The sequence below is a fragment of the Streptococcus pantholopis genome, from assembly GCF_001642085.1.
GTDB lineage: Bacteria > Bacillota > Bacilli > Lactobacillales > Streptococcaceae > Streptococcus > Streptococcus pantholopis.
Genome location: NZ_CP014699.1, coordinates 1914058 through 1931754, shown reverse-complemented (window position 1 = coordinate 1931754; position 17697 = coordinate 1914058). Strand labels below are relative to the sequence as shown.

Here is a 17697-nt window from a genome sequence, read left to right as displayed (position 1 = left end):
TTGTCCGTCTTTCTTTTACTACAAGTTTTTCTGATGCGTTTAACAGGAGACCTTGAGATCCAGGCAGACAAAAGAAAGGAGCAACAATGAGTTTTGATAAAAGACAAGTCGTTTATCAAATCTATCCAAAGTCCTTCAAAGATACAACAGGCAATGGAATTGGCGATTTACGCGGCATTATTGAAAAACTGCCCTATTTAGCAGAGCTGGGAGTTGATGTGATTTGGCTCAATCCTTTTTACCCCAGTCCTCAACGTGATAACGGCTACGATGTTTCTGATTACCAAGCCGTTAACCCTTTGTTTGGGACGATGGCTGATTTTGAAGAATTATCCCGGCAGGCCAAGGATTATGGGATTGAGATAATGCTGGATATGGTGCTGAATCACTGTTCAACAGATCACGAATGGTTTCAAAAAGCCCTGGCAGGCGATCGCTTTTATCAAGAATTCTTTATTCTGCGGGATGAGCCAACTAACTGGCAGTCGAAATTTGGAGGAAATGCCTGGGCACCTTTTGGGACAACAGGAAAATACTATCTCCATCTTTTTGATAAAACGCAGGCAGACCTTAATTGGCGCAATCCTCATGTCCGTGAGGAGCTTTTCAAAGTCGTTAATTTTTGGCGCAGTAAAGGCGTAAAGGGTTTTCGTTTCGATGTTATCAACTTAATCGGCAAGGATGAAGTCCTTAAAGACAATGCGGATTTTGACGGCAAACCGGAATATACAGACCGGCCGGTTAATCATACCTATCTGCAAATGCTTAATAAAGCCACATTTGGCCAAGATGAAGACGGGATAACCGTTGGTGAAATGAGTTTTACAGATATACCAAACTGTGTGCAGTACAGCAATCCTTCCAGCCACGAATTGGATATGGTTTTTAATTTTCACCATCTTAAAGTGGACTATGATAATGGACAAAAATGGACACGCAAGCCCTTTGATTTTATAGAATTGAAAAAACTCTTTCATACTTGGGGCGAGGGCATGAGTCAAGGCAGTGGATGGAATGCTTTATTTTGGAATAACCACGACCAGCCGCGGGCTCTTAACCGCTTCATTGATGTTGAAAAATTTCGCAATGAAGGGGCCACAATGCTGGCAGCCAGTATTCACCTATCGCGTGGAACACCCTATATTTATATGGGTGAGGAGATCGGCATGCTTGACCCGGATTATGACTCTATGGCAGATTATACAGATGTGGAAAGTCTCAATGCTTATCAAGAGCTGCTGGCATCTGGAAAACCTCAGGACGAGGCCTTTGCCATTATCAAAGCCAAATCAAGGGATAACTCCCGGACGCCTATGCAGTGGGACAGCAGCCGCAATGCCGGTTTTTCCAAAGCTGTCCCTTGGCTTAAAGTCGGAAAAACTTACGCCGAGATTAATGTTGAAAAAGAAAAAACAGGAAAGATTTTCCCTTTCTATCAAAAACTGATTCGTCTGCGTAAAACCCTGCCTATCATCGCTGAGGGCACTTATCGGGCGGCCTATCAGGAAAGTGACAGGGTATATGCTTTTGAACGTTTGCATGGTTCTGACAGATTGCTGGTCGTCAATAATTTCTTTGCTCAAGAGGTTACAATTAAGCTTTCTGCCGCCTATCAGGATGGGGAGATTCTGCTCAGCAATTATGCTAAACAGCCTTTAGACAAGGAACTGACCTTAAAGCCCTATCAGACTTTAGCGATTTTGGCCAAGAAACCATAGAAGCAGAACTTCAGAAGAGTGAACAGCCTAAGAAATGTTTTTCTTAGGCTTTTTTGGTACAATGTAAGGAACTACAAAAAAAGCAGCGCAATGATGTTTTGCTGCTTTTCTCAGATTTTTAAGCAGATTTTTCTGCTGCCTTTAAGTCCATGAATATAAGGTTTAGTTTAAGAAAAGCGGAATAAAAGACAAGCTGTTTTCAATATAAGGAGCAAGTAAGTTATGACAAACTATCAAGACAATTTTTACCAAGCCGTGAACGGCGAATGGGAAAAAACAGCTAAAATTCCGGATGATAAACCGCGTACGGGCGGCTTTTCCGACTTGGCTGATGAGATTGAAAAGCTGATGCTGGAGACGACCGACCGCTGGTTAGACGGCAAGGAGCTTCCTGATAACACTATCCTGCAGAATTTTATCAAGTTTCATCGGATGACGGCTGACTATACGAAGCGTGATCAGGTAGGGGTAAGCCCTGTTCTGCCTCTGATTGAAGAATACAAGAGTCTCTCTTCTTTCAAAGCATTCACAAAGAAGTTGGCGGAATATGAATTGGCTGGTCAGCCTAACTTGATGCCTTTTGGCGTAGCCCCTGACTTTATGAACGCTCAGATGAATGTCTTATGGGCTGAAGCACCGAGTATTATTCTGCCGGATACCAGTTATTATGCTGAAGATAACGAGAAAGGCCGTGAGCTTCTTGCTATTTGGAGGCAGACACAAGAAGAACTTCTGCCGCAATTCGGATTTTCAAAAGCAGAAATCAAAGATATGCTGGATAAGATTATTGCCTTGGATGCCAAACTGGCCCGCTTAGTTCTCTCCAGTGAAGAAAGCTCCGAATATGTCAAGCTCTACCGTCCATATGCCTGGGAGGACTTTAAAAAACTGGTTCCTGAGCTTCCTTTGGATGATTTCTTCAGTCAGATTCTGGGCCGGATTCCCGATCAGATCATTGTCCCGGAAGAGCGTTTCTGGCAGGCTGCAGCTGATTTCTATACAGAAGATAATTGGGATCTGCTCAAAGCTTATCTGGTCCACAGTGCGGCAACCAGCTTTAATGCCTATCTGACTGATGATATTCGGATTGTATCCGGCATATACAGCCGTGCCTTATCAGGAACACCAAAAGCTCAGGACAAGAAAAAAGCGGCTTTCTACTTGGCACAAGGGCCTTATAATCAGGCTCTGGGACTGTGGTATGCCGGTGAAAAATTTTCCCCTCAGGCCAAAGCTGATGTGGAACAAAAGGTAGCCAGCATGATCGAAGTCTATAAGTCCCGCTTAGAAACAGCGGACTGGCTGGCGCCAGCGACACGGGAAAAAGCGATTACCAAACTCAATGTCATCAGGCCGCATATCGGTTACCCAGAAAAACTGCCGGAAACCTATGAGCAAAAAATCATTGATGAAGGGCTGAGCTTGGTCGAAAATGCTCAGAATCTGGCCAAAATTTCCATTGCCTACAGCTGGAGTAAGTGGAATAAGCCGGTTGACCGCGATGAATGGCATATGCCAGCGCATATGGTCAACGCTTACTACGATCCCCAGCAAAATCAGATTGTCTTTCCGGCAGCCATTCTGCAAGCTCCGTTTTATTCACTAAAACAGAGCTCTTCAGCCAATTACGGCGGCATCGGTGCAGTTATCGCGCACGAAATATCACACGCTTTTGATACGAACGGCGCTTCATTTGATGAAAACGGCAGTCTTAACAACTGGTGGACAGATGCGGACTACAAAGCCTTTGAAGCAAGGACAGATCGGGTTGTTGAGCAGTTTGACGGCCTGGATTCTTACGGGGCTAAGGTCAATGGGAAACTGACTGTATCAGAAAACGTTGCTGACCTCGGCGGTTTAGCCTGTGCCTTAGAAGCGGCCAAGGCTGAAAAGGATTTCTCCGCCCGCGAATTCTTTATCAACTTTGCGACGATTTGGCGAATGAAAGCCCGTCAGGAATACATGCAAATGCTGGCTGCAGTTGATGTCCACGCACCAGCAGCTTGGCGAACCAATATAACCGTTACTAACTTTGAGGATTTTCATAAAACCTTCGGTGTAAAAGAAGGCGATGGGATGTGGCGGGCTCCGCAAGACCGTGTCATCATTTGGTAAGACTTGTCAGCCTGTTTCTGTGGCTGCCTCTGAACAGAAACCTGATTTTTTATAATTTATACAATTAAAAAAGCCTGACTTAACAGGTTTTTTAGTTTTAATATATTTTTTGTTGTTTTTTATATTAATAAAGCATATAATATATTTATCTAATAAAAATATATTAAGGAGTTCTATAATGGCAGTAAAAGGTGTTAATAAACTTCCAGTAAAAATGAACGAAAAAGATGCATTATCACTTTATAAAAGACTCGCCGAAGTTAATAAAACCCTTGGGAAGCTTGACGCTGTTTTGCTTTCTTCTGTTGTTAATACCTCAATTCTAAGCCTGTTATCTTATAATGAGTCGGTTCAATCCACTAGGATTGAAGGAACACAGGTAACTTTCCATGAAATTATGGAGTCATCTAGGAGTGGAGCTAAAAATTGGCAACAAAGAGAAGTGTTAAACTATAAACAGGCTATTGATGAGGGGTTCACAAGTATTCGTGATGGAGATGTCATTAGTACGCGTTTATTAAAAAAATTACATAAAATCCTTATGTCCGATGAAGCAAGAGGAACAACAGCAGACGGAGGAGAGTTTAGAAAAGTTCAAAATTTTATTGGCCCAGATAATAAAATCGAAAATGCATCATATATACCTATTAGCGCAAATGAAATTGCTGATTATATGACTAACTTAGAATTTTTTGCTAATGGGGAGCCGCATAGAAGTTTAAAAATTGACGAAGGAAACGAATATATTAATTATAATAGTGATGCTCTGCTCAGAATAGCAGTTGTACATGCCCAATTTGAGTCTATTCACCCATTCTTAGATGGAAACGGCAGACTTGGTCGAATTTTAATTGCTTTGATGGCAGTTAAAGAAAAATTGCTCGATTATCCCGTTTTTTTTGTTAGTGAAGAATTAGAAAAGGAACGCATACGATACTATAATGCGTTAAATGCTGTCAGAGGTGATACACCAGATTGGAACCCCTGGTTGACGTTGTTTTTAAATGCTAGTGAACAAATGGCTATTAATATTCTTAAGAAAATAGGTAATGCTGATAAACATGCTAGAAATGGCTTGGAAGTATGTAAGACTCAGGCACAAAAAGATGTTTGGTTAAGCACATTTAATCTGCCTGTAGCAACACCAAAACAACTTGCCGAATTAACTGGACATCATCCTGCTACCGTCAAGAAGTCGCTTGAATATCTTGTTGAAAAGAAGTTGCTAGATAAGGACAACGCTGCTAAAAGAAATATTCCATACTACAATTATGACTTAATCAGAGTTATTTCAAGTTCTTAAATCGTCAAGTTATTTTTATCTTTATATCTTGATTTCATAATAAAAGCTCCAAAAGTTAGATATAAAAATCTAACTTTTTTTGGTTCAGTTCAGAATAAGTTGGGACTTGTCCAAAATAAAAAGCCTGATTTTTTACAGGCTTTTTAAACTGTGGTATAGGGATAAAGTCGCCTATTTAAGGCGGTAGACGGATTTGAACCGACGATCAAGCTTTTGCAGAGCCATGCCTTACCACTTGGCTATACCGCCGTAGACAGATATAATTCTACCTTAAAAAAAGCTATCCGTCAAGCCACTACCCCTTGCATTTTTTCTTATGTCAAATGTTTGAAAAATGAGGAACATTTTATCATTACAACAACTTAAAGTGAAAGAGAATACTAAATTGATGGCAAAGTCATCAAAGAGTACAAACTGTAAAACTAGTAGTCATGCTAGCTGGTTTGTTTGTTAATAAAATCACGGTAATGTCCGAGTTTTCATTTAAAATCTTCAATAAAGGAGGAGAAAATGAAGAAAATATTATCGTTGCAACAATTGAAAAAAACAGATAATACTAAATCTAAATCTAGTATGAGTTTAAATTGTAGAATGAGCAGTAATAACAGCTGGTTTTTTTGCTAAAGCAATTATAGATGATTATCATATAAAATATCCTTAACTAGCCTTGGAAGTATTTTCAAGGCTAGTCGTTTAAAGAAAGAAACAATTATGAGAAGTAATAATTATTTTGATATAGCATTTATAAAAAAATATTTGCCAAACGGGCTACATCTTATTTTTCTGAGTATATTACTACTTAGTGCTACTTTAATATCAATAAGTATCCCAATTTTTATTATGAAGTTAATTGATAATATGAAAACCGGTCTACATTTTTCTGATATTCTAAAGGTAATAGTACTTTTTTTGTTCAATTATTGTTTACTGCAGTTTCGTTTTATTATGTTAATAAAGCGTCTGAAGGTGTTGTAAAGAAGATAAGAATTGGAATATGGACTCATATTTTAAAATTACCAATTCCGTATTTTGATAAGAATCGTGCTGGAGCAATAGTTACAAGTATTATTCATGACACTGAGGAAATATTAGAATTTTTAAATACTCAAATTAGTTCATTTTTTACTAGTATTATATCTATAATCGGTTCTATTATATTACTTGTGATAATTGATTGGGAGTTAGCACTGTTGCTAGCTACTGCAGTACCTCTTGCTGTAATAATTACCGGATTTTTTGGTAATCAGGAATACAATATTTCAATGAGGTATAGAGAAGATCTTTCAAATTTACAAAATGATTTGACCTCTACACTTTCTAAAATTAGGTTAGTGAAATCAACCACTTCAGAAGAGGATGAAATAAGAAGGGAAAATGAGCTATTTAGTGCATTATATAAAACAGGTGTTCGGGAAGGAAAGGTACTTGGAATTCTGTCTCCCATATCATCAATGGTAGTAATGGTACTTCTGGTTATCACATTTGGTTATGGGACATACAGAATATCTAATGGAACATTATCAAACGGTGGTTTGGTCGCAAGCATTGTGTATCTATTTCAGCTAGCTGACCCATTTTCACAAGTCATCTCTTTCTTTGCTAATTATCAAAAATTTAGAGCCTCAGTTCACAAGATACAAGAATTACTTTTAGAACCAACAGAGGAGGATGCCCTGCCAAACGGTAAAGTAGCTAGTTTTTCTAGAAATACTGGATTATATTTACATAATATTACATTCTCTTATAATACTGAAGAAACGTTATTAAAAGATATAAATTATGAGTTCCAGTCTTGTAGGACAACAGCCATTATTGGGACTAGTGGAGCTGGGAAAACAACTTTATTCTCTTTGATTGAGAGATTCTACTATCCAGCTAAAGGCACTATATTTTTCCAAAATAGAGATATATCCAGTATTCCATTGAAAAACTGGAGGAAACAGATTGCTTATCTTTCCCAAGATGTCGAGATTTCATATGGTTCATTACTAGAAAATTTGACATATGGGGTAGACCAGTATTCAATGGTTGATATTAATGAACTGGTAGAACAGTTTGATTTGAGAGGATTTGTTGATAGCTTAGAAAATGGATATAATACTATTATTGGCGAGAAAGGCGTTGCTATTTCAGGAGGACAAAAACAGCGTATTGCTCTGATACGGGCGATTCTTAGGAATGCGGATATATATTTGCTTGATGAACCAACTTCGGCATTAGATAATCATACAGAAAAACTTGTTCAACTTGTTTTAGATAAATATCTTAAAGGGAAAACAGTCTTAGTTATTGCTCACAGATTGAAGACAATTATTTCTGCGGATGAGATAATAATATTAAATAATAAAAAAATAGAATATAGAGGAACTCATAATGAATTAATTAATTCATGTGCTTTATACAAAAAATTATTAGAGGATAGTATATACCGATAGAATGTAGTTAGATAGCATTTTCAATTGACTTTCAATTTGAATATGCTTTTTTATTTGGTTCAATGTTAGCTGCAGTAGGCAGCTTATAAATATAGCACGATATAGCTACTCATAATGGGTCAATTGAGAGCTTTTTTGGACATTTCGAGACAGAGTATTACAAGCTCGAGACCTACAAGACCTTTGAGGAACTGGCTACTGATATTGACAACTATACAACAATTATCATCATCAAGAGAAGCACAGCTGCTTTATCTCTCTTGAGATAAGGAATAAGGCTGTGGCTTAATCTTTTATTATTTTGCTGTATCCTTGACAGGGAGTTGTTCATGTTATAGAATCTTTTATTTATCGTAGTAGAGACTATTGACAAATAAAATTATTGTGGTACAATAATTTTGAAACATTATCGTATATCAATAATGTTAAGGAGTTTATTATGAAATCTACATTGCTAAAAGTAATCAAATCGGTTCTAGTTTTTTTTAAATGTTTAGCTATCTTGCTTATTTATACGTTAGCAGTAGGGATAGTAGGTGTTTTTTTAGGAGGACAGAATAGCCATGGTGTTTTTTCTCTTGATTATGGGAATTTCACAGTTAAATTGCCTATAATTTATCCGTTATTGGTGCTTCTTGCTGCTATGTCTATGTGTTTAATTCTTACAAGAATAATAAATATTTGGATTAAAATATTAAAAAATTTCCAAAAGGATAGATTTTTTTGCTTAGAGAATTTAAAAGGAGTAAAAAAATCAGCTTTTCTTCTAAGTGGACTTACTCTTTTGCATTTTTTTTTGAATTTACTATTTAATTATTTGAATGTTGGAAATGTTAGTGAACTGTTCGATCTCTCTATAAAAAACTATTTGATTAATATAATATTCCTAGCGTTTAATTATTTGGCAATTATTGTTTTTAAAAAAAGCTTTGACATACAAAAGGAAAATGAGGAGATAATTTAATGATATGGAGGAAATAAAGATTAAATTAGACGAAATTATTAAATCTAGAAAACTTACTTCTAAGGAATTAGCAAAAAGGATTAATATAACAGAGGCGAACCTATCAATTTTGAAAACGGGAAAAGCTAAAGGCATACGATTTTCTACTTTATTAAATATTTGTAGAGAGCTTAACTGCCAACCTGGTGACATTTTGAAATATATAAGGAGAAGAGATGATGAACCGTAAAAAAGCTTTAATATGCATAATATCTTTACTTATGTCCTTTTTATCTACTGGATGTGTGGAAGGGATTAACGATACAGCAAACGAAATAAAAAAAGACATCAATCAAGAGATGCCAACAGATGATATTGAAGGACTAAAGATTAGTGAAATATTTAAATTAAAGCCTGAAGAAGAAGTAGACTTATCGTCAGATTTTTCTGGTTATATTTATATAATGGCATCAAAAGAAGATATCAAAGATATTGAGGACTCAAGTTTTAGTCTTAGTGACAATAATTTCCATGATATAGAAAAAAATACTTTTCACGATTTCAATATAAGATATCAAAGTAAAACATATTTCACCGTTAAACAAATAAGAGTTGAATCAATTAATTCCGTGAAAATTTCTTCCAATTTTTCTAAAAACATTTTATTAGTATTACGCGAGAATGAAGATTAAAATGGATGTGTTTTCCCGAAAGCTTTGGTTTCATGCAGTATTTTATCTATAGTGAAATAAAATTTATCTCATTGCAATTGTAAACTTCAAAAAAGCCCTATGATCTTTGTTGATAGAGCTTTTTTAAATTATAAAACTAATATAAAGAATTTTAGAGTGTATCCTGTATTAAATTTAGTTATTTGTAGTGGTTTTAACACATAAAAATAAACTAATTGAGCTTTGCTTTTTGCATATTATGCTGGTGTTAGATGCACTACTAAACCGAGCCTGTTCAACAGAGGACATGGTTTGCAACGATAATATTTTCTTCATTTTCTCCTCCTTTATTGAAGATTTTAAATGAAAACTCGGACATTACCGTGATTTTATTAACAAACAAACCAGCTAGCATGACTACTAGTTTTACAGTTTGTACTCTTTGATGACTTTGCCATCAATTTAGTATTCTCTTTCACTTTAAGTTGTTGTAATGATAAAATGTTCCTCATTATATTCTCCTTTCGCATCATAAGCTGAGCTACTCTAAAATTAATCTATTATAGAAGTTTTGATTTACATAAAAAACATCCTTGTCACATAAATATAATATTAATTTAACCTTTCTAACAAACCGATCATAGTAATACGTCCATGGTTTCAGAAATAAGTGGAAGCCAATTCTTCCAACTTTTTCCTCCGAGTGCTTCTAAAGCGAGCAATACCCCAGATGAACCCGAGAATAAATCACCAGATAATTTATATCCATAGTCTCCAGGTAACATTATCATATCATCTGAATCAATCAGATACATTTCAAGAGTCTTAAGAGAAGTAAGCGTTTTCTCACTTTCTGTTATATCACATTCTTGTTGAATTATGGAAGTGAAAAGTAAAAAAAATTAGAAATCATACAGCTTTTAGTCATTCATTAAGAAAGGAAAAGTATACATAGAATCTTTTATATGGAATAAGCAGTATTTTAGAATCTATTGGAATTAAATAGCCATCAATACAGCTCAAAAAATAAGCAAAAGAACTTTATGGATAATGTGGATTATATTAATCGTGAATTAAAGCTACTCTAAAGGTTATGCAAAAGCGTAATTAATTGCTGTATATCATTAAAGGTTGAGCAGTAAGGGGATAGATACTTTTTTTACAATTCATTCTATATTGTAATGGGAAATGAGTGCATGGGCGAACCAGTATTTTAGCAAATTATGTGTCCTTTTCGAAACTCTTGCATTTTTTTCTTAAATTTGATATAGTAAAAAGGCTGTTATGAACAGCAAATACTCATTTTAGATGGATTGTGGGTCTGTTGCTCTTTTAGAGTGGGCCTGCAAGAAGATATCTGAAAGAGGTCAGGCAGGATTAATCTGTCGCAAAAAACATTTTTAAAGGAGAAATACTCATGGCAGTTATTTCAATGAAACAACTTCTTGAGGCCGGTGTTCATTTCGGCCACCAAACACGCCGCTGGAATCCTAAGATGGCAAAATACATCTTTACTGAGCGTAACGGGATTCATGTTATTGACTTGCAGCAAACTGTAAAGTTAGCTGACCAAGCCTATGATTTTGTCCGTGACGCAGCAGCTAATGATGCGGTTATCCTTTTTGTAGGAACGAAAAAACAAGCTGCTGATGCTGTTAAAGAAGAAGCAGAACGTGCCGGACAGTTTTATATTAACCATCGCTGGCTGGGCGGAACGCTGACCAACTGGGATACTATCCAAAAACGAATTGCCCGTCTTAAAGAAATTAAGGCAATGGAAGAAGATGGCACCTTTGATGTTCTTCCTAAAAAAGAAGTGGCGCTTCTTAACAAACAGCGGGCTCGTCTGGAAAAATTCTTGGGCGGAATCGAAGACATGCCGCGGATTCCGGATGTCATCTATGTTGTTGACCCGCATAAGGAACAAATTGCAGTTAAAGAAGCTAAAAAGCTGGGTATTCCTGTTGTCGCTATGGTTGATACTAATGCGGATCCTGATGATATCGATGTCATCATTCCGGCTAATGACGATGCGATTCGCGCTGTTAAACTGATTACTTCTAAATTGGCCGATGCTGTTATTGAAGGCCGCCAAGGTGAAGATGCAGAAGTTGACTTTGCTGAAGCACAGGCGGATACTCAAGCTGATTCGATTGAAGAAATCGTTGAGGTTGTTGAAGGAACAAACGAATAAGACAAAACAGTATTCAGACTGTATCGTCAAAAGGGGCAGCAGGCAAACTGCTCTGCCCCATTTTTTATAAAAGGAACTAATTTTTGGAGGAAACCACAAATGGCAAATATTACTGCAGCCCTTGTAAAAGAATTGCGTGAAAAGTCTGGTGCCGGCGTCATGGATGCTAAAAAAGCACTGGTTGAAACCGACGGTGATATGGATAAGGCCATCGAGCTGCTCCGCGAAAAAGGAATGGCTAAGGCGGCTAAAAAAGCTGACCGGGTGGCAGCCGAAGGCTTGACCGGTGTTTATGTTGATGGCAATGTTGCAGCAGTTGTAGAAGTGAATGCTGAGACAGACTTTGTAGCAAAAAATGCGCAGTTTACTGAATTGGTTAATGAAACAGCCAAAGTTATCGCTGAAGGCAAACCGGCTAATAATGAAGAGGCTTTAGCCTTGACAACAGCTTCAGGTGAAACATTAGAAGCAGCCTATGTTAATGCGACAGCCACTATCGGTGAAAAGATTTCTTTCCGCCGCTTTGCACTTTTGGAAAAAACTGACGGGCAGTCTTTCGGAGCTTATCAGCATAATGGCGGCCGAATTGGTGTTATCAGCGTGCTTGACGGCGGTGACGAAGCTTTGGCTAAACAAGTATCCATGCATATTGCTGCGATGAAACCAAAAGTTTTATCCTATAAGGAACTGGATCCACAGTTTGTCCGCGATGAACTGGCCCAAATGAATCATAAGATTGAACAGGACAATGAAAGCCGGGCACTGGTTGACAAGCCAGCTCTGCCGCTCCTGAAATACGGTTCAAAAGCTGAATTGACTGATGATGTGCTGGCTCAGGCTGAAGCAGATATCAAGGCAGAACTGCAGGCTGAAGGCAAACCTGAAAAAATTTGGGATAAAATTATTCCCGGCAAGATGGCGCGCTTTCTGCTTGATAACACTAAGGTTGACCAAGAATATACCTTGCTGGCTCAGGTTTATATCATGGATGACAGTAAGACGGTCGAAGCTTACCTAGATTCTGTTAACGCTAAAGTTGTAGACTTTGCCCGTTTTGAAGTCGGAGAAGGTATTGAAAAAGCTGCTAACGACTTTGAATCAGAAGTTGCTGCAACCATGGCAGAAGCCCTGAACAGCTAATTTAAAAAATTCTTACGGGACTTGGTGCCTGTAAGAGTTTTTTTGAGCTGAGTGGGCTGTTTATTTTTCTGGCTTCAAATAAAAAAACACCTAAAGCTGGGGACAACCCCAATTTTAGGTGCTTTTTAATACCGTTTTTAGTTACAGGAAAGCTGAAAGCCCCAGTACAGTAAGGGAGGCCATAATAAATCCTGCCAGAATAACCCCCAGCATAACCGCGACTACGCTGCGTTTAAAGTCCCAGTCCAAAATACTGGCTGCCAAGGTTCCGGTCCAGGCCCCAGTTCCTGGAATAGGTATCCCGACAAAGAGGAGCAGGGCCAAGAAAAGCCCTTTTTCTCCGGCTGCTTTGCTCAGCTTTTGCCCCCCGCTGTGGCCTTTCTTCAAACACCAAGTGAAAAAGCCGCTGATAACAGGCTTATCTGCTCCCCATTCTAAAACGCGGCGCGCAAAGAAAAAAATAAAGGGAACGGGGAGCATGTTGCCGACAACACCGATTGTGATAGCCTGCCACATGGGAATACCCGCAGCAATCGCATAAGGGACAGCGCCTCTGAGCTCAATTAGAGGGACCATTGAAATGAGAAATGTAATAAAATAATGCATGAACTTGTGACCTTTCTTTTCGTTCATGTTCCATTTTATCCTAAGCGGTGAATATTCTCAACTAAAAGCCCTTTAAATAAGCGAGACAAATGCAGATATGGTCTTTTCTGCTCTTTCAGGTAGGCCCAGATGAAATAAACGGTTTTCATTTTAAATTACTGTAAATTTTGGTATAATAAAAGTCAGTTATAGTCAAACGGCTGGGAGGAAGTAATGTCATGGCATCAAAAAATACGTCTGATAGTATTGAAGAATATATCAAACAACTATTGGCTCAATCAGGGATTGCTGAAATAAAGCGTTCTAATTTAGCAGATGCCTTCCGTGTTGTTCCCAGTCAGATTAATTATGTCATCAAAACCCGTTTCACTGAAAGCCGCGGCTATGTTGTTGAAAGTAAGCGGGGGGGCGGCGGGTACATTCGTATTGAAAAAGTTTGTTTTTCTGATCAGCACCAGATGCTGGGCAGTTTGTTGGCCACTATTGGGGATCGAATCAGTGAACAAGTCTTTACGGATTTGATTCAGCTCTTATTTGAAGAAAAGATTATCAGCAGGCGGGAAGGTCAGATTATTTTGGCCACCTCATCTGATGATGTTTTAGGCCAGGAGGGTCCGGAGATTCGTGCCCGGATGCTGCGTAAAATTTTACAAAGATTGGACAGAAAAGGGTAAGGAAATGAGTAATTATTCGTTTAAAATGCAGGAGGTATTCAGACTGGCCCTCTATCAGGCTGCACGTTATGACAGCCAATATCTTGAAAGCTGGCATATCTTGCTGGCCATGGCTTTTATTCCTGATTCTGTTGCAGGTCTCAGTCTTGCGGAGTATGAAGCTGATGTCAGTTTGGAGGAGTACGAAGCTGCTGCTATTTTGGCTCTTGGAAAAGTTCCTAAAGAACAAGTAGAGGAAGTTGAATTTATAGAGCAGTCTCCGGCTTTAAAGCGTCTGCTGCAGACGGCTGACGGAATCAGTCAGGTGACTGGAGCCAAAGAGATTGGTACAGAGCATGTTTTATTTGCTATGCTGCTGAATATGGATCTCCTTGCTACCCGACTTTTAGAAATGGTCGGCTTCAAATTGAAAGATGATGGCGAATCTATCCGTTTATTGGATTTACGTAAATCTCTAGAGAGACAGGCAGGATTCACCAAAGAAGACCTTAAGGCTATCCATGGCTTGCGTAAGCCCAAAAAAGCAAGACCGAACAATAATTTTTCTGATATGATGAAGCCGCCGGGAACAGCAGGCGAGCTCTCCGATTTCACGCGCGATTTGACAGAAATGGCCCGCCAAGGGCGGCTGGAACCTGTTATCGGCCGGGAAAAAGAAATCTCCCGTATGGTACAGATTCTCAGTCGGAAAACAAAAAACAATCCGGTCCTAGTCGGTGATGCCGGAGTTGGGAAAACAGCTCTTGCTTACGGCTTAGCTCAGCGCATCGTAAGCGGAGCCATTCCCTATGAACTGCAGGATATGAAAGTTCTTGAACTGGATATGATGAGTGTGGTTGCCGGGACACGTTTCCGCGGGGACTTTGAAGAGCGGATGAACCAAATCATTGCGGATATTGAAGCAGATGGGCACATTATTCTCTTTATTGATGAACTGCATACGATTATGGGGTCTGGCAGCGGGATTGACAGCACGCTTGATGCAGCCAATATCCTTAAACCTGCCCTGGCACGTGGGAGTCTTCGGACACTTGGCGCAACAACTCAAGAGGAATATCAGAAGCATATCGAAAAGGATGCGGCTCTGTCCCGGCGCTTCGCCAGAGTACTGATTGAAGAGCCTAGTGTAGAGGCAGCTTATGAGATTGTGCTTGGACTCAAAAAATCTTACGAAGATTATCACAATGTCGTTATTTCAGATGCAGCTGCTCTGGCAGCGGTTAAAGCAGCCCGCCGCTATCTGACAGGAAAACATTTGCCTGATTCGGCGATTGACCTGTTGGATGAAGCGAGCGCACAGGTGCAAAACATGGTCAAAAAAGAAGCGCCTGCCTACTTAACTCCTGCTGATGAAGCGATTTTGCAAGGAGATTTCAAAAAAGCTTCACAGTATTTAAAAGAGGCTGCAGCCGTTCATTTGCTAGAACCTACACTGGTGACAGAAGATGATATTATGAGTACACTCAGCAAGCTGTCCGGAATTCCGGTCGAAAAACTGACTCAGGCTGATAGCAAAAAATATCTTAATCTGGAAAAAGAGCTGCACAAGCGAGTTATTGGACAGGATGCTGCTGTTTCAGCTATCAGCCGGGCTATTCGCCGCAACCAGTCCGGGATTCGGACTGGCCGCCGTCCCATTGGTTCTTTTATGTTTTTAGGACCGACAGGTGTTGGGAAGACAGAGCTGGCCAAAGCTTTAGCACAGGTTCTTTTTGATGATGAGTCGGCTCTTATTCGCTTTGATATGTCTGAATATATGGAAAAATTTGCAGCCAGCCGGCTCAACGGGGCACCTCCCGGCTATGTTGGCTATGAAGAAGGCGGAGAGCTGACTGAAAAAGTTCGCAACAAGCCTTATTCGGTCCTCCTTTTTGACGAGGTGGAAAAAGCCCATCCGGATATTTTTAATGTTTTGCTGCAGGTTCTTGACGATGGCATGCTGACAGATAGCCGCGGCCGTCAGGTCGATTTTTCCAATACCATTATCATTATGACCAGCAACTTAGGAGCAACTGCCTTGCGTGATGACAAAACTGTCGGATTTGGTGCCAAGTCTGTCAGTCAGGACTATCAAGCAATGCAGAGCCGGATTTTGGAAGAGCTCAAACATGCCTACCGCCCTGAATTTTTGAATCGTATTGATGAAACAGTGGTCTTCCACAGCCTGAGTCAGGATGACATGCGGCAAATTGTTAAGATTATGGTAGCACCGCTCATCCGCAATCTGGCAGAAAAAGGAATTACTCTTAAATTCCAGCCTTCTGCCTTGAAGTATCTGGCGCAGGATGGCTATGATAGTGAAATGGGAGCCCGGCCTCTGCGCAGAGCGCTGCAGACCCAAGTTGAAGACAGGCTGTCTGAGTTAGTGCTCTCAGGCGAGCTAACCAGCGGCAGGACTGTTAAAATCGGCCTCTCTAAGGGGAAATTAGCATTTGCTCTTGCTTGATAAAATAGCTGACCTGCTTCAGGAATACATGGTGAGTTTTGTGGGTTAGCCTCAGGGGTAAGTCTTTGGAAAGTTTCTTTCTAAAGGCTTTTTATTTTGGGACGGTCCTTTTTTTGTTATAATAAAGCTAAGAAAAGCAAAGAAGGTACTGCTATGAAATTAACAACAATAGGATGCTGGGGCGGTTATCCCTATCAGAATCAAGGAACGACCTCTTACCTGCTGACTGGAGAAGATGGTTTTCAGCTTTTGATGGATGTAGGGAGCCGTGCTCTTAACGAGCTTGAAAAGGAAATCAGTCCTTTGGATTTGGATGCTGTCATCATCAGCCATTACCACCCGGATCATGTGGCTGATTTAGGTGTTCTTCGCCATTACCGCCAGCTTTACCCCAAAAATCTCTGGCAGCCTAGAGTTCTGCCAACCTATGGACACGATGAAGATGAGGGAGAGTTTGCAAAACTGACTTTAGAGGGTGTTTCTCAGGGGATCGCTTATGATGTGAACGGGACTGAAACAATTGGACCTTTTACCATCAGTTTTATTAAGACTGTACACCCGGTTGTCTGCTATGCCATGCGTATTGTGGAGCATGAGAGCGGTCAGGTACTGGTTTTTACCGGAGACAGCGGCTATTTTGAAGAGCTGCTCCCATTTACTGCGGGAGCCGATCTCTTTTTAGCGGATGTCTATCTTTACGCAGGTCAGGAAAGGCACCCTGCCCATCTGACTTCTAAGGAGGCTGGGGAAATCGCAGCTCAGGCCGGAGTTAAGAAACTGGTTTTAACCCACCTGCCTCAGTTCGGTCCTGAAAACACAGAGTCGGATAATCATTTAGAGCTTCTGCGTCAGCAAGCGGCAGATTATGCCCCAAGTGTTTCGGTTGATTTGGCAGAACCGCACAAGTTTTGGGACTTAGGGAAATTGTAATGTCGGACTTAACACAGGAAGAAAAAACTTATTTTATGCAGGAGGCTCTTAAAGAAGCCCGGCTTTCTCTAGCCAAAGAAGATATCCCGATCGGCTGTGTGATTGTCAAAAAGGGGGAAATTATCGGACGCGGCCACAATGCCCGAGAAGAATTAAATCAGGCTGTAATGCATGCTGAGATTATGGCTATTAATGCAGCCAACCGCCATGAAGGCAATTGGCGGCTGCTGGACAGCACGCTTTTTGTTACAATCGAACCTTGTGTGATGTGCAGCGGAGCTATCGGTCTTGCCCGGATTCCTCAGGTTATTTACGGTGCTGAAAATCAAAAATTTGGTGCGGGAGGCAGCCTCTATAATATTTTGCAGGACAAACGGCTTAACCACCGTGTCAGTCTGGAGAGCGGGATCTTGGCTGCAGAATGTGCTCAGCTGATGCAGGATTTTTTCAGACAGCGGCGCACTAAGCAGTAAATGCCGTGTCGGCTGTTTGCCTGAACTTCAGGGACTTGGCAGAAATGGC

18 protein-coding genes, 1 tRNA gene and 2 pseudogenes are annotated in these 17697 nt (G+C 39.9%); 17 read left to right on the top strand and 4 right to left on the bottom strand.

From position 1 onward, the window contains the following. Positions 1-86 precede the first annotated feature (86 nt). The 3 genes from treC to A0O21_RS08925 all read left to right on the top strand — a co-directional run bounded on the left by treC (position 87) and on the right by A0O21_RS08925 (position 5136). A complete protein-coding gene (gene treC, locus A0O21_RS08935; protein WP_067064413.1) occupies positions 87-1718 on the top strand; it encodes an alpha,alpha-phosphotrehalase in 1632 nt (543 codons plus the stop codon). Positions 1719-1940: 222 nt separating this feature from the next. Beyond that, the gene (locus A0O21_RS08930) at positions 1941-3833 is read left to right on the top strand and encodes a M13 family metallopeptidase (protein WP_067064411.1); all 1893 of its coding nucleotides are present in this window, start codon (positions 1941-1943) and stop codon (positions 3831-3833) included. A gap of 178 nt (positions 3834-4011) precedes the next feature. After that, positions 4012-5136, top strand: a complete 1125-nt coding sequence (locus A0O21_RS08925; RefSeq protein WP_067064409.1) for a Fic family protein — start codon at positions 4012-4014, stop codon at positions 5134-5136. Between the two features lie 178 nt (positions 5137-5314). On the opposite strand, the gene A0O21_RS08920 is transcribed toward A0O21_RS08925, so the two are convergent. Continuing rightward, positions 5315-5385, bottom strand: a tRNA-Cys gene (locus A0O21_RS08920). An 85-nt stretch (positions 5386-5470) separates the two neighbouring features. On the opposite strand from A0O21_RS08920, the gene A0O21_RS11175 reads away from it, so the two are divergent. The 8 genes and pseudogenes from A0O21_RS11175 (at position 5471) to A0O21_RS08900 (ending at position 9206) form a co-directional block, all read left to right on the top strand. Then, entirely contained in the window at positions 5471-5590 is a 120-nt protein-coding gene (locus tag A0O21_RS11175; protein ID WP_193790052.1) for a class III lanthipeptide, read from the top strand. 56 nt (positions 5591-5646) lie between these two features. After that, entirely contained in the window at positions 5647-5760 is a 114-nt protein-coding gene (locus tag A0O21_RS11170) for a class III lanthipeptide (RefSeq protein ID WP_193790054.1), read from the top strand. A gap of 293 nt (positions 5761-6053) precedes the next feature. Beyond that, positions 6054-6698, top strand: a pseudogene (locus A0O21_RS11110) (ABC transporter transmembrane domain-containing protein); the annotation flags it as partial. Then, positions 6684-7571: an ABC transporter ATP-binding protein gene (locus A0O21_RS11105; RefSeq protein WP_257722089.1), complete on the top strand. Its 888-nt coding sequence runs from the start codon at positions 6684-6686 to the stop codon at positions 7569-7571. The pseudogene A0O21_RS11110 and the gene A0O21_RS11105, both read left to right, overlap by 15 nt. A gap of 113 nt (positions 7572-7684) precedes the next feature. After that, positions 7685-7860, top strand: a pseudogene (locus A0O21_RS10680) (IS3 family transposase); the annotation flags it as partial. A gap of 150 nt (positions 7861-8010) precedes the next feature. Beyond that, positions 8011-8535, top strand: coding sequence for a hypothetical protein (locus A0O21_RS08910; RefSeq protein ID WP_067064405.1), 525 nt, complete (start codon positions 8011-8013; stop codon positions 8533-8535). Between the two features lie 4 nt (positions 8536-8539). Next, entirely contained in the window at positions 8540-8764 is a 225-nt protein-coding gene (locus tag A0O21_RS08905; RefSeq protein WP_067064403.1) for a helix-turn-helix domain-containing protein, read from the top strand. Further along, a complete protein-coding gene (locus A0O21_RS08900; RefSeq protein WP_227806867.1) occupies positions 8751-9206 on the top strand; it encodes a hypothetical protein in 456 nt (151 codons plus the stop codon). Before A0O21_RS08905 ends, A0O21_RS08900 begins: the two co-directional genes overlap by 14 nt. A 174-nt stretch (positions 9207-9380) precedes the next feature. On the opposite strand, the gene A0O21_RS11165 is transcribed toward A0O21_RS08900, so the two are convergent. Next, entirely contained in the window at positions 9381-9521 is a 141-nt protein-coding gene (locus A0O21_RS11165; protein ID WP_193790053.1) for a class III lanthipeptide, read from the bottom strand. A gap of 56 nt (positions 9522-9577) precedes the next feature. Next, positions 9578-9697, bottom strand: a complete 120-nt coding sequence (locus tag A0O21_RS11160) for a class III lanthipeptide (RefSeq protein WP_193790052.1) — start codon at positions 9695-9697, stop codon at positions 9578-9580. A 905-nt stretch (positions 9698-10602) separates the two neighbouring features. On the opposite strand from A0O21_RS11160, the gene rpsB reads away from it, so the two are divergent. Then, positions 10603-11379: a 30S ribosomal protein S2 gene (gene rpsB, locus A0O21_RS08895; RefSeq protein ID WP_067064401.1), complete on the top strand. Its 777-nt coding sequence runs from the start codon at positions 10603-10605 to the stop codon at positions 11377-11379. 99 nt (positions 11380-11478) lie between these two features. Further along, entirely contained in the window at positions 11479-12519 is a 1041-nt protein-coding gene (tsf, locus tag A0O21_RS08890; protein ID WP_067064399.1) for a translation elongation factor Ts, read from the top strand. A 141-nt stretch (positions 12520-12660) separates the two neighbouring features. Here the strand turns inward: tsf and A0O21_RS08885 are convergent, their stop codons facing one another. Then, positions 12661-13125, bottom strand: a complete 465-nt coding sequence (locus tag A0O21_RS08885) for a COG2426 family protein (RefSeq protein WP_067064397.1) — start codon at positions 13123-13125, stop codon at positions 12661-12663. A gap of 218 nt (positions 13126-13343) precedes the next feature. On the opposite strand from A0O21_RS08885, the gene A0O21_RS08880 reads away from it, so the two are divergent. The 4 genes from A0O21_RS08880 (at position 13344) to tadA (ending at position 17648) form a co-directional block, all read left to right on the top strand. Beyond that, entirely contained in the window at positions 13344-13799 is a 456-nt protein-coding gene (locus A0O21_RS08880) for a CtsR family transcriptional regulator (protein WP_067064395.1), read from the top strand. Positions 13800-13803: 4 nt separating this feature from the next. Further along, positions 13804-16245, top strand: coding sequence for an ATP-dependent Clp protease ATP-binding subunit (locus A0O21_RS08875; protein ID WP_067064394.1), 2442 nt, complete (start codon positions 13804-13806; stop codon positions 16243-16245). 153 nt (positions 16246-16398) lie between these two features. Continuing rightward, positions 16399-17175 (top strand): MBL fold metallo-hydrolase, encoded by a 777-nt coding sequence (locus tag A0O21_RS08870; RefSeq protein WP_067064391.1) that lies wholly within the window; start codon positions 16399-16401, stop codon positions 17173-17175. Continuing rightward, entirely contained in the window at positions 17175-17648 is a 474-nt protein-coding gene (gene tadA, locus A0O21_RS08865) for a tRNA adenosine(34) deaminase TadA (RefSeq protein WP_067064389.1), read from the top strand. Before A0O21_RS08870 ends, tadA begins: the two co-directional genes overlap by 1 nt. Positions 17649-17697: the final 49 nt, after the last annotated feature.

What these genes read in the sequence shown, in the direction of transcription:
- A0O21_RS11175 (WP_193790052.1), top strand. Translation starts at nt 5,471, where the DNA reads ATGAGGAACATTTTATCATTACAACAACTTAAAGTGAAAGAGAATACT.
- A0O21_RS08905 (WP_067064403.1), top strand. Translation starts at nt 8,540, where the DNA reads ATGGAGGAAATAAAGATTAAATTAGACGAAATTATTAAATCTAGAAAA.
- A0O21_RS08910 (WP_067064405.1), top strand. Translation starts at nt 8,011, where the DNA reads ATGAAATCTACATTGCTAAAAGTAATCAAATCGGTTCTAGTTTTTTTT.
- A0O21_RS11160 (WP_193790052.1), bottom strand. Translation starts at nt 9,697, where the DNA reads ATGAGGAACATTTTATCATTACAACAACTTAAAGTGAAAGAGAATACT.
- A0O21_RS11170 (WP_193790054.1), top strand. Translation starts at nt 5,647, where the DNA reads ATGAAGAAAATATTATCGTTGCAACAATTGAAAAAAACAGATAATACT.
- A0O21_RS08925 (WP_067064409.1), top strand. Translation starts at nt 4,012, where the DNA reads ATGGCAGTAAAAGGTGTTAATAAACTTCCAGTAAAAATGAACGAAAAA.
- A0O21_RS11165 (WP_193790053.1), bottom strand. Translation starts at nt 9,521, where the DNA reads ATGAAGAAAATATTATCGTTGCAAACCATGTCCTCTGTTGAACAGGCT.
- A0O21_RS08875 (WP_067064394.1), top strand. Translation starts at nt 13,804, where the DNA reads ATGAGTAATTATTCGTTTAAAATGCAGGAGGTATTCAGACTGGCCCTC.
- A0O21_RS08930 (WP_067064411.1), top strand. Translation starts at nt 1,941, where the DNA reads ATGACAAACTATCAAGACAATTTTTACCAAGCCGTGAACGGCGAATGG.
- treC (WP_067064413.1), top strand. Translation starts at nt 87, where the DNA reads ATGAGTTTTGATAAAAGACAAGTCGTTTATCAAATCTATCCAAAGTCC.
- tadA (WP_067064389.1), top strand. Translation starts at nt 17,175, where the DNA reads ATGTCGGACTTAACACAGGAAGAAAAAACTTATTTTATGCAGGAGGCT.
- A0O21_RS08900 (WP_227806867.1), top strand. Translation starts at nt 8,751, where the DNA reads ATGATGAACCGTAAAAAAGCTTTAATATGCATAATATCTTTACTTATG.
- tsf (WP_067064399.1), top strand. Translation starts at nt 11,479, where the DNA reads ATGGCAAATATTACTGCAGCCCTTGTAAAAGAATTGCGTGAAAAGTCT.
- rpsB (WP_067064401.1), top strand. Translation starts at nt 10,603, where the DNA reads ATGGCAGTTATTTCAATGAAACAACTTCTTGAGGCCGGTGTTCATTTC.
- A0O21_RS08870 (WP_067064391.1), top strand. Translation starts at nt 16,399, where the DNA reads ATGAAATTAACAACAATAGGATGCTGGGGCGGTTATCCCTATCAGAAT.
- A0O21_RS08880 (WP_067064395.1), top strand. Translation starts at nt 13,344, where the DNA reads ATGGCATCAAAAAATACGTCTGATAGTATTGAAGAATATATCAAACAA.
- A0O21_RS08885 (WP_067064397.1), bottom strand. Translation starts at nt 13,125, where the DNA reads ATGCATTATTTTATTACATTTCTCATTTCAATGGTCCCTCTAATTGAG.